This window comes from Microcoleus sp. BM001215392 (genome assembly GCF_036700185.1).
Taxonomy (GTDB): Bacteria; Cyanobacteriota; Cyanobacteriia; order Cyanobacteriales; family Microcoleaceae; genus Microcoleus.
The window spans coordinates 1-12,153 of sequence record NZ_JAUBOJ010000221.1 but is presented as its reverse complement, the minus strand read 5'-3'; the positions used below and the strand labels follow the sequence as shown (position 1 = coordinate 12,153).

6 protein-coding genes and 1 CRISPR repeat array are annotated in these 12,153 nt (G+C 42.9%); of the genes, 3 read left to right on the top strand and 3 right to left on the bottom strand.

The window, feature by feature from the left end; translation table 11 throughout:
- Positions 1 to 94 precede the first annotated feature (94 nt).
- Positions 95 to 259 carry a hypothetical protein gene (locus tag QT974_RS21415; protein ID WP_333470436.1) on the top strand — a complete coding sequence of 55 codons (165 nt, stop codon included), beginning with the start codon at positions 95 to 97 and terminating at the stop codon, positions 257 to 259.
- Positions 260 to 290: 31 nt separating this feature from the next.
- Here the strand turns inward: QT974_RS21415 and QT974_RS21410 are convergent, their stop codons facing one another.
- A complete protein-coding gene (locus QT974_RS21410; protein WP_333470435.1) occupies positions 291 to 620 on the bottom strand; it encodes a XisI protein in 330 nt (109 codons plus the stop codon).
- 2 nt (positions 621 to 622) lie between these two features.
- On the opposite strand from QT974_RS21410, the gene QT974_RS21405 reads away from it, so the two are divergent.
- Positions 623 to 1,090 carry a hypothetical protein gene (locus tag QT974_RS21405; RefSeq protein ID WP_333470434.1) on the top strand — a complete coding sequence of 156 codons (468 nt, stop codon included), beginning with the start codon at positions 623 to 625 and terminating at the stop codon, positions 1,088 to 1,090.
- 74 nt (positions 1,091 to 1,164) lie between these two features.
- Here the strand turns inward: QT974_RS21405 and QT974_RS21400 are convergent, their stop codons facing one another.
- Positions 1,165 to 1,362 (bottom strand): hypothetical protein, encoded by a 198-nt coding sequence (locus QT974_RS21400; protein ID WP_333470433.1) that lies wholly within the window; start codon positions 1,360 to 1,362, stop codon positions 1,165 to 1,167.
- Between the two features lie 233 nt (positions 1,363 to 1,595).
- Positions 1,596 to 7,011: direct repeats of the CRISPR family, unit length 35 nt; unit sequence GTTTCCATTAATTCGACTTCCGAAGAAGCCTAAAG.
- A gap of 221 nt (positions 7,012 to 7,232) precedes the next feature.
- Entirely contained in the window at positions 7,233 to 9,341 is a 2,109-nt protein-coding gene (cas1, locus tag QT974_RS21395; protein ID WP_333470432.1) for a CRISPR-associated endonuclease Cas1, read from the bottom strand.
- Between the two features lie 748 nt (positions 9,342 to 10,089).
- On the opposite strand from cas1, the gene QT974_RS21390 reads away from it, so the two are divergent.
- A partial coding sequence (locus tag QT974_RS21390) for a helix-turn-helix domain-containing protein (RefSeq protein ID WP_333470431.1) occupies positions 10,090 to 12,153 on the top strand: 2,064 nt, incomplete at its 3' end.

Here is a 12,153-nt window from a genome sequence, read left to right as displayed (position 1 = left end):
TTGCGTCAGTCCTATCCTATGGTACTCTCGCTGCTTAAAAACTGTCCGAAGTATTAGTCCAGAAGAAATTTAATTTCAACATCCCTATTTAAGCATGAGTCAAATTTATTCTACTTTAGCTTACTATTGGGATAATAAAGAAGAACTAGATGCCGATATGCAGCGACGATTTGAGAAGGTTGAAATGTTACGTCAACAAGCTGGTGAATCTGCTTTAGTTAAAAAAAATCGCAGCCAGGGGCTAATTAAATTACCCTAGCCCTTTACAATGTAAATCCTTCGTATCTCAATTATCCCACTGCAAATTCAGTAAATTGACGCAGGTAAGGGGCTTTAAAAGCTAAAACAATATTTTCTTTGGGAACTCCGGCTGCTGCTAACTCATTTGCGATTCCTGTTTCCGTTCTATCTCTCTGAATCCAGATTTTACTATCTTTTATATCGACGTGAATTACGCAGCCGTAAACTCGTTGTTGCTCGTCCCAGCCCAAATGAACGACATGATAATGATCCCGTTCGGTGTCAAAAAGTAATTGCACTTCTGTTTCGGTATCCAAGTCATTTCCTGAGTGTTGAGTCAGAATTGTTTGGATTAATTCTTTGTAGTTTACTTTTTCCATAATTGACCGTTATCACCAGTTTCAGCGATTTGCCAAATACAGCTATTATCAAAAGCCCGATCGCACCTGTTACTCCATACTATTCTATCAGATCGCCCAATTTCCCAAACCGCCATTCCAATTCACCGATCGCGAGTTCCGAGCCAAAATCCGTAAAACGCTTACAGGGAAAAGAGTTGACCGTTATCACGAGTTTCAGCGATTTGCCAAATACAGCTATTATCAAAAGCCCGATCGCACCTGTTACCTCATACTGTTATATCAGATCGCCCAATTTCCCAAGCAGCTATTCTAATTCACCTATCACGAGTTCCGATCCAAAATCCGTAAAACGCTTACAGGGAAAAGAGTTGACCGTTATCACGAGTTTCAGCGATTTGCCAAATACAGCTATTATCAAAAGCCCGATCGCACCTGTTACCTCATACTGTTATATCAACGATCGCGAGTTTTCCTCCAAAATCATTTAAAATCAGTTGCAACGAGTTCCTACCCAGATTTCTTGAAACCATTACAGAGCAAAGATTTGACCGTTGCAACGAGTTTAAAAAATCGCCCTTAAATCTTGCTCACGATCGCAGTATATTTTAATTACTCCTGGACGCACAAATACCAAAGAAACCGGGTTTTTGCGAGAATACTCGTTACAGCCCGCAGAAACGCATAAAAACCCGGTTTCTGACCACCCGCCACCAACGCGCGATTCCGAGAGCCAAACCGGGGTTAAAAACCCCTGTCTCATAGTGAAAGTCCTCTCAAAGAGGACTGATATTAATGATAATTTAATTGAGGTTTCCCAGTCGGTTTTTAACCGACTTTCGCTATGAGACGGGGAATTGATTCCCCGGCGGACTTGCGGTGAATGCGAGATTTTTTGGTTACAAATGAATGGCAATATTTAGCAGCATCGCCTTTCTCTTCCTAATATTTATCAAATAAAATCCCTAGATATTTTTTAATACCTAGGGATTTAATGTTTCCATTAATTCGACTTCCGAAGAAGCCTAAAGTTTTTTTTCCCTTTTTAACTTTTTGTGTTACAGGTTTCCATTAATTCGACTTCCGAAGAAGCCTAAAGTGTAAGGAAACATTGTTTATGAGAATAGCTGGCACTCAGATTTGGTTTCCATTAATTCGACTTCCGAAGAAGCCTAAAGTTCTGATTGTGCGTTCGCAGTTACTGATGAAGAAAAGTTTCCATTAATTCGACTTCCGAAGAAGCCTAAAGAGGTGAGACCGAAATTAGTTTTAATAGATTAAAACTAACGTTTCCATTAATTCGACTTCCGAAGAAGCCTAAAGTTTGAACAACTCAACTTTGAGAAACTCTACTACACCGTTTCCATTAATTCGACTTCCGAAGAAGCCTAAAGCACTAATTGAAGAAAGTGTAACTCTCGAAGTGGAATGTTTCCATTAATTCGACTTCCGAAGAAGCCTAAAGTCTTGACGGTTATGAGTGTCAGCAATCCGGTAACAGTTTCCATTAATTCGACTTCCGAAGAAGCCTAAAGTATTAATTCTTTTCTTAGTTTTCAAAACTAAGTTTAGAGGTTTCCATTAATTCGACTTCCGAAGAAGCCTAAAGTTTATCTTCAGAAGACATTGAGACCGTAAAAGAAGCTAGGTTTCCATTAATTCGACTTCCGAAGAAGCCTAAAGAAGTTGTTGACTGCGGAAATGCGTCTCAAAGCGTAGTTTCCATTAATTCGACTTCCGAAGAAGCCTAAAGCATGCGGTGAGTGCGGTATGCCCAACAGCGGCAATAACTGTTTCCATTAATTCGACTTCCGAAGAAGCCTAAAGTTTGAAAGAAGTTTTACTTGAAGATTCTATTACAGAAGTTTCCATTAATTCGACTTCCGAAGAAGCCTAAAGCACTGGACATACAGTTTGCAGACCAATATGTTTCACTGTTTCCATTAATTCGACTTCCGAAGAAGCCTAAAGACATAGTAAATAGTCATCAAGTCCCTAAAATCCAATTTTGTTTCCATTAATTCGACTTCCGAAGAAGCCTAAAGCTATTCAGGTATTCTTTCTCAGGGTTATAACAGAGCGTTTCCATTAATTCGACTTCCGAAGAAGCCTAAAGCATATAATGCAAACATTGGATTCTTATCAGTTGGCACGTTTCCATTAATTCGACTTCCGAAGAAGCCTAAAGTTCAAGTAGAACGTCAATTGACACCTGACTGTTAATCGTTTCCATTAATTCGACTTCCGAAGAAGCCTAAAGATGTGAAAATCATTTCTGAATTCTATTCAGAGTTGTTTCCATTAATTCGACTTCCGAAGAAGCCTAAAGAACGGATGTAAATGCGATTAGTTTGTTCTGATTCTTGTTTCCATTAATTCGACTTCCGAAGAAGCCTAAAGAGATTCTGCTGAAGCAAAAAAAGCAGTTAAGAAATCAAGTTTCCATTAATTCGACTTCCGAAGAAGCCTAAAGACAGAAGACTCAAACGGTGATGAAACTGTCACTGTCGAGTTTCCATTAATTCGACTTCCGAAGAAGCCTAAAGGAGAATGTGCTTTTTGTTTAGAAAAAGAAGGGTGCAAAGTTTCCATTAATTCGACTTCCGAAGAAGCCTAAAGAAAAAACTGTACGATGGAATAGATGAAGTTCATCAAGTTTCCATTAATTCGACTTCCGAAGAAGCCTAAAGAAGTACAGCGCCTAGCATAGGAGAAGCAACAATGAATGTTTCCATTAATTCGACTTCCGAAGAAGCCTAAAGTTCAATCACTCCTACTCCATTAACCCCTCCAGTTCTTGTTTCCATTAATTCGACTTCCGAAGAAGCCTAAAGCACAAGTCTACGATACAGCCGAAAAGGCTTTTGAAGCTTGTTTCCATTAATTCGACTTCCGAAGAAGCCTAAAGTTTGCTCAAGAAATGCCTCAACAAGTAAACGTCTCTTGTTTCCATTAATTCGACTTCCGAAGAAGCCTAAAGTTGTTATCTATCGCGAAAAGGTTTGTCTGACGAGCAAATTGAAGTTTCCATTAATTCGACTTCCGAAGAAGCCTAAAGCAAAATTTTTCTCGGAACTGCTGGCAACGACACAATCAAGTTTCCATTAATTCGACTTCCGAAGAAGCCTAAAGATATCCAAACTGTCAAAGAGGTAGCTTCACGCTTAAGTTTCCATTAATTCGACTTCCGAAGAAGCCTAAAGAAATATCTGCAAAATCTCATAAACAATGGTAGGCAATTTGTTTCCATTAATTCGACTTCCGAAGAAGCCTAAAGCCACCATTATGCGCAGCATTACGTCTCCAACTCCGGTTTCCATTAATTCGACTTCCGAAGAAGCCTAAAGCGGCAAAGAGCTAGGTAGAAAAAGTGAGCTAAACGTTTCCATTAATTCGACTTCCGAAGAAGCCTAAAGGTGGAACGTCCTTCGCGCCGTCCAATTCAACGAGTTTCCATTAATTCGACTTCCGAAGAAGCCTAAAGGGTCTTTCGGCTGAAGACATTGAAGAGGTGAAAAAAAATGTTTCCATTAATTCGACTTCCGAAGAAGCCTAAAGAAACAAGCTTTTGAAAAAGAGCAGGAAAAACTCAAAAGTTTCCATTAATTCGACTTCCGAAGAAGCCTAAAGCGTTGCTGGAAGGGTTTCAAAGGCTACGGAGTTAGTTTTTGTTTCCATTAATTCGACTTCCGAAGAAGCCTAAAGCCAAAATGGGCCGACACATAGTCACCCAGAATGGAAAGTTTCCATTAATTCGACTTCCGAAGAAGCCTAAAGTATTGATCCGAGCAATTTTTGCTTCCATTTTTGGAATGTTTCCATTAATTCGACTTCCGAAGAAGCCTAAAGTCGCAGAACTAACTGCGGCGAGTGTACTCTACCAGGGTTTCCATTAATTCGACTTCCGAAGAAGCCTAAAGACTTAAATCAACTCAACGAATTTTGGGTAGGTGATTTTGGAAAGTTTCCATTAATTCGACTTCCGAAGAAGCCTAAAGTTATTATCACAGTATGGATCAATCGTCCTAGATAATTGGTTTCCATTAATTCGACTTCCGAAGAAGCCTAAAGCTCGTTGCGGACAGACTGTCTAATAAATAGTTCTGTCGGTTTCCATTAATTCGACTTCCGAAGAAGCCTAAAGCTGTTTCATCTGGTTTGCTTTCTGGCAATTTTGACTCGTGTTTCCATTAATTCGACTTCCGAAGAAGCCTAAAGAAAAAGACGTTGAGCCAACCCCTGCTTCTGAAAAAGCGTGGAAGTTTCCATTAATTCGACTTCCGAAGAAGCCTAAAGTTTTGATTTTAGGCGTTACTGCAACTACTGCAATTGCAAGTTTCCATTAATTCGGCTTCCGAAGAAGCCTAAAGAAGTTATTTCATCCTTCAAGTTCTGGGATAAATCAAGTTTCCATTAATTCGACTTCCGAAGAAGCCTAAAGGTTTCAATGAACCAGACGGCACATACTGCCGTTATACACCGTTTCCATTAATTCGACTTCCGAAGAAGCCTAAAGACATGGAAAGTTACGAGTCGGAATGCTCATTATGTTCCGTTTCCATTAATTCGACTTCCGAAGAAGCCTAAAGCTGTTGAAATCGTCCAGCCAACATTTTCTGCTATTTGTTTCCATTAATTCGACTTCCGAAGAAGCCTAAAGCTATGAAGCAGCTGTTTCATCTGAAAAGTTTAGTGATGTTTCCATTAATTCGACTTCCGAAGAAGCCTAAAGCCGAAGATGAGATTGATGAAAGTCAAATCAAACTTTTGTTTCCATTAATTCGACTTCCGAAGAAGCCTAAAGTTCCAATGTTTTCCTGGTATGAAGGAATTTCTCGTTCGGAAAGTTTCCATTAATTCGACTTCCGAAGAAGCCTAAAGATGCTTGCACTCCTCCACCCTGCGTCAAAAAGAATGTTTCCATTAATTCGACTTCCGAAGAAGCCTAAAGAATTGTTGCGGGTAAGGAGCCGCAAAGGCCCCCGCTTGTTTCCATTAATTCGACTTCCGAAGAAGCCTAAAGAAGTGCTCACTCGTTTCGGAAGTGTTACTAACACCGGTGTTTCCATTAATTCGACTTCCGAAGAAGCCTAAAGTCCTCAGCAGTTAATGTTAACCGCTCCAACACCTGTCACAATGTTTCCATTAATTCGACTTCCGAAGAAGCCTAAAGTCTCGGCGATAATCGGTTTGAGATTACAATTAACAAGGGTTTCCATTAATTCGACTTCCGAAGAAGCCTAAAGGGGTTGGTTTATCAGTATTGAAAAGCCTGTCAATCACGTTTCCATTAATTCGACTTCCGAAGAAGCCTAAAGCAAAGACGGGAACGTGATTCTCAATTCGAAAATCCCAAGTTTCCATTAATTCGACTTCCGAAGAAGCCTAAAGCGGAAAAGAGGCTTTTACTCCATTCGGCAGTATAATGTTTCCATTAATTCGACTTCCGAAGAAGCCTAAAGTCGTATGATCAGTTTGAAGAAAGCTTGGAAACTCTGTTTCCATTAATTCGACTTCCGAAGAAGCCTAAAGTAGTGAGGAAACTGCAAAGTCCGTGTACGGAGGTTTCCATTAATTCGACTTCCGAAGAAGCCTAAAGATTGTTGGCAAAAGGAAGGGGAACTAATTGCGGCGAGGTTTCCATTAATTCGACTTCCGAAGAAGCCTAAAGTTCTAAACTTTCCAAATTTTTCTTAGTTTCTAAAAACTAGTTTCCATTAATTCGACTTCCGAAGAAGCCTAAAGAAGCTGTTGAAAATTGGCTTCTGGTTGATTCTTCATGTTTCCATTAATTCGACTTCCGAAGAAGCCTAAAGCTTCTCGCGTTGTTTCTGTCACACCAGTAATAGCGGGCAAACAGGTTTCCATTAATTCGACTTCCGAAGAAGCCTAAAGTAGTTTTTCCTGAGAATTTGGAAAATTGGAAGAATGGGTTTCCATTAATTCGACTTCCGAAGAAGCCTAAAGATTATTGCCTTTCTGTGCATTTAAACTTACAAATTGGCGTTTCCATTAATTCGACTTCCGAAGAAGCCTAAAGTCGTGAACAACCTGATGCAAATCGGGAAGTCGAAGAAAGTTTCCATTAATTCGACTTCCGAAGAAGCCTAAAGATTTCGAGGGAACAAACCCTGATCCAGCAATGGAAAGTTTCCATTAATTCGACTTCCGAAGAAGCCTAAAGTATGGTTTTCAAACCGAGTATTTAGCAGACAATTACGGTGTTTCCATTAATTCGACTTCCGAAGAAGCCTAAAGATGCAACAAGACCAAAAAGCTACCGAAGCTACGATCATTCGTGTTTCCATTAATTCGACTTCCGAAGAAGCCTAAAGGTTTGGTTTCTACTCCTTTTGCGGCTTTGGCGGAACGGCCAAGTTTCCATTAATTCGACTTCCGAAGAAGCCTAAAGGCTAGCCCCTAGAAGCTTTGCCCTGAGCTAAGTCTACAGCACTTTTTCGCGGGATGCAAGTCAAACCTTCATTTCAGGCTACTACCTTCCCAAAAAACACCAGAATTAGGGGTGCTAAAGCCATACCAGGAGAGCAATTCGCGGGATAGAACCACAGAATGCGGGTTTCAGCGTTTTGCCTATCCCACGAAAATCTCTCATGGTTGTGAGTCAACCCTATTCTATTTATCCCAGAGCATCGGACGATACACCTCAACTTCCCCCATCAAAGCCGAAACATATTCCCGCACCTGCAACTCCAGACAGCGGCGGTATGCCACCTTATAACCTGTATGCGGATGAGTCGTCTCCGACAATAACTTTTCATCCCAATGCTTGAGAAACTTCTTCAAAGCATGAGGCTGAAGAAACACCCCGCCCCGTTCATCAGGCGGCGTGAAATCTTCAGGGACAAAAATTTTCTTATTCACCAAATAAGTCACCAGAGAATCCACAACCTGAGCCCGAAACTCCTCCATCAAATCAGAAACCAAAGCTGCATGATTGTCGCGGGGAACATGAAGATTCCCAAAATTCGGATGCAGCCCCACAGACTCCACAAACGAAAAAACATTCTGACTCAACAAAGTGTAGCCCAAACTCATCAAACTATTAATCGGATCAGTAGGAGGGCGCTTCGTGCGAACTTCAAACACAAACGGGCCCGAAAACAAAGAACCCAAAGCTTGAAAATAGACAGTCGCCGCCTTCCCCTCATAACCCCGCAGCGCATCCATCGACTCAGCCAAAGGCAAACTTTCCATCAGCATTTCCAGCATTTCCACCGCCTGCAACACCGATGTTTCACTAGCATCCTTCGACTTGCGGCGGTTCAACCGCATCAGCAGAATCCGCGAATTGTGTAACTTCGCCCGCACAATTGCCTCCGCTTGCCGCCGAACAAACTCAGGATTCATCGAACAACTCACCTGCTTAGTCAAATATTCCACCTTAGCCCGCCCGTCATGTTGCATCCGCCCGAAATACCGACCCCGCTGCGACAAATACAAAATCGGAATCCGCTGATGCAGCGCGCAAGACACCGCCCCGTGAGACACATTGCAACAGCCAAACAAAATAATCTGGCTTACCCGACTAGCCGGAACTTTTATCCGCAATTCCTGCTGGTAATAAACCTGAAACTGGTAGTTTTGAATGCTCAGATAAGCCCCCTGATCCGTCACATACAACGTACTCATCGGTTCCCTCCAAAAATGTTCCGAATTAGCGCGCGGTAAAATAATCCGCTTCACAGAAATACTGCAAGCCAAAGGCTTCCCAGAAAACACAGGTACTTTGCGAGTTGCTGGGCGAGAAAAAGACATTCCCGAAGTAGGGGCAATCCCCCCGTGGTTGCCCTCTTTCTGGACTATTTCATTTTTTGTATCGGCAATCCCCCCGTGGTTGCCCTCTGCGGCCGACTGGGCGGGCACGAGGGCACCGCCCCTACCTGGTGGTTCCGGTGCAAAAACCTCTCCATCACGAAACAGATAGCCGAGAAAAACAAACTCCTCATCCGGCGCAAAAATCCGCGTCTTTTCCGGCTGAAGTTTTAGATACAAACTGCCCAGCCAAACACTAATTTGTTCCAAACAGCGATTAGCTTGAATAGAATCAGCACAAGCGATTACAAAATCATCGCCAAACCGCACCAAATTAAAACCGTGACTCAAACAAAGTCGGTCAAACTGGTTCAAATACAAATTAGCCAAAGCCCCGGAAAGAATCGCCCCTTGCAAAACTCCCTGATTTGGATACAAACACTGACCCTTAGCAACAATTCCCGACCCAAGTTGCTGTGCGATTAACTGCCGCAAAATCGGTTCCAACCGCAACTTTTCCAAATCAGCCAATAGCAGCGGCCAACAAAGATTGTCAAAAAACTTCTCAATATCGGCCTTGACAATCCAAGCTTGCCCGAAGCGATAATAGGAATACAGGTGTTTGACAGCCATCTGTATGCCCCTACCCGGACGGTAAGCGTAGCTGCAATCGAGAAAAACATCCTCCAGCGGCCAATAGAGTTCGCCCAGCAAAAAACGCTGCACAACCCTGTCCCTCACCGTAGGAATACCAATCAAACGCTGGCCACCGTTGGTTTTTCGCAGGTAAAAACCCTTAGCAGGGCGCGGAAAATAAGATTCCTGCTGCAACTGCTGCTGCAAAACCTGCAACTGATATCGGGCAACACCGGCAAACAAATCAACCGTAATCCCGTCAATTCCGGCGCTGCGACTGCGCTTGCGGACTTGTTGCCAAGCGCTGTGTAGGGGTTCTGGCGTGAATTTCATGTACTCCCTCAAATTGGGTTTTCAACCTTACAACTTCGATTCTGGCAGGGCGGTATTTGAGTTCGGATTCGAGTAATGGAGAAACTTGTATGAGTTCGTGTATGAGTTGGTATTTGACTCATTAAAATTATTTGATTGTCCCACCGTCCGATTGTCGATTGTTCCAAAGTCCGACAGGGGTTTAAACCCCTGTCTCAAAGCGAAAGTCCTCTAAAAGAGGACTGAAGAAGTGAAGCAAGATTAATATTTTGAAATATTGATATTTTGAAACATTGATATTTTAAAATATTAATTTTATCGAGATTTTTCATTACCAATAACCTGTAGGGGCGGGTTCGCCAAGGACTTTTCAGGTAACAAACAAGTTAAATAAACCCGCCCGACCACGAATTAACCCCGTATCGGAAAAAAACTACAATACCTGACATTATGTAACATAATTTAAGGGCGATCGCAATTTTTTCTTATTTGGCATAATCCAATAAATACAGGGGCAATCGAGATGTTTCTTTATCGTGAATTCTCTAGCAAAATCTAGGGTAGATTGGGATTTTTCGTTGGGTGGGGGCTTATGAGATTGTGGGTTTGAGACAAATATTGTTGGCGAACCCGCCCCTACAAGACCTGGAATGATGTAATAGGATGCAGGGGCGATCGCAATTTTTCGTTAAAGGGGCAGATTTATTGTATAATCGATCGCAGGCACAGATTGTTGGTGAACCCGCCTCCACAAAATTTCACACCTCCTATGTCAAACCGCACTCTCCAAGCCACACCCAAAGGAATCGAACTCGCCAAAAGAGCTTTGGAACGCAAACATTTGACCCAAAAAGCACTTGCAGTTGAACTGCTAATTGCAGCTTGGTCAACCATCAACGGATTTTTTACCGGCAAGGCGATTTCTCGATCGATTTTCATGGATATTTGCGATACCCTAGAACTAGACTGGCAAGAGATAGTTGGTCTAAAAACAGAATCCGATACAATAACTTCCGCTGTATCCGATGAAAGTATCGCCAATCTAATATCAGAAACAATATCAACAACCAGCTACAACCTCCCACCCAGCGACGAACTATTTGCAGCAACAGAACGCAGCGCCGCCCGCGCCAGGGCAGCCCTCAATCCCTACATTCTCCCCCCCATTCCCCGCGAAACCCTGCTGTCCAAATGCCTCAAAGAAATTCGCGCCGGAGCCCTTGAAAACAAACGCCGCATCGTCCCAATTTTAGGGGCCGCCGGATACGGAAAAAGCACCATTCTCGGCAGCATTTACGATGAACTACACGCCGAACAAACCGCATCAGACAGTGGCTGGTTAGCCTTAGCCCGGTGCGACGATTTAATCGAATCCGCTGAAACCTTTGCCCTAGAACTCGGTGAAAAAATTAGCGGCAAGCGACAATCAATTGTGGAAGTTTCCCGACAACTAACAACCCAACAAAATCGCGGTATTTTGCTGATTGACACCCTAGATATCGTACTGACAAAACCTTTAGTTACGGTGTTGCGGGGCATTTTATCCCAACTTTTAGAAATCGGTACAACAGTCGCCTTCACCTGCCGCGACACCGACTACAGCAACTTTTTTGAACCCTACCACGAAAGCTTTGCCGGATTCCGAGAAAGCGTCAGCGACAACTGCAAAATTACCCCCTTCACCACCGAAGAAGTCAGAACCGCAGCCCAAGAATTCATTAAAACCCAACCCGGTTTCAACACCTTAGCCAGCCAGCAATCTTTTGCCAACCAAATTATTGCCCTTTCCGCCGACAGCGTATCCCTACAAGAAATTGTCTGTCATCCCTTGCTGCTAGCTTTACTTTGCGACTTGTTCGCTGCTGAAGAAACAGTCCCCGAAGATTTAACAGTCAGCCAGCTATACGAAAAATATTGGGATTGGAAAATTGCCAAAGTTCGCCACAATTTGCAGTCCGAACACCTCAGCCTCGCCAAACAAAAACTGTGCCTAAAACTAGCACGACTAATGTATGAAAATTCTGAGGATAGATTGCGTGACTTTGTTTACGAGGGCGATTTAGACCTCAGCGAAACAGAATTCTCTGCTTACAATTCACTCAAAAGCGACGGAATTTTTAAAGATTTAGGAGGAAAGCGTGCGGGATTTTTCCACCAGACATTTTTAGAATATACAGTTGCCCGCTGGATGAATACCAGCGAAACAGGCGAACGAGCTAAAAACCAACTTAAAAATGATTTAATTGCCTCAAAACTTGCTGATTCCAGATATTATATTTGGTCGATATTTCGCCAACTTTTAACTCTCTTAAGTCTACCAGAATTCAACCAAATTTCTGATGAATTAGATACAACCAAAATCCTACCTTTTCGCGCCGTCACCTTTGCCAGTGTTTCCCGCACCGAACCCGAATCCTCAGCCGTGTTGCTGTCCCTGCTAGCCATTGCCCTTATCAGAGACTACAGCTTCCAAGAAACCCTGCTAGCAGCAGCCAGAGGAGCACCACAGCGCCACAGAGACGCTGTTTGGGAAGTAGCAGTACAACTGCTAGCAAATGTCGGCCCGGAACTAATTAACAAAGCAGCCGAAACTGCCGCCGAATTGCTAGGGCGATTCCCCCCAGTTTTGCAGGTAAATCTCGAATCGCCCGCTGAAACTTCTCGATTTGAGCGAGCCCTAGCAGCCATCGCCAATCGACAGCCGCAAACAGCAGAAAGTAACCCACAGCCGCAAACAGCAGAAAATAACCCACAATCTCAAACAACCGAAAATAACCAACAATCTCAAACAACCGAAAATAAACCACAATCTCAAACAACCGAAAATAAACCA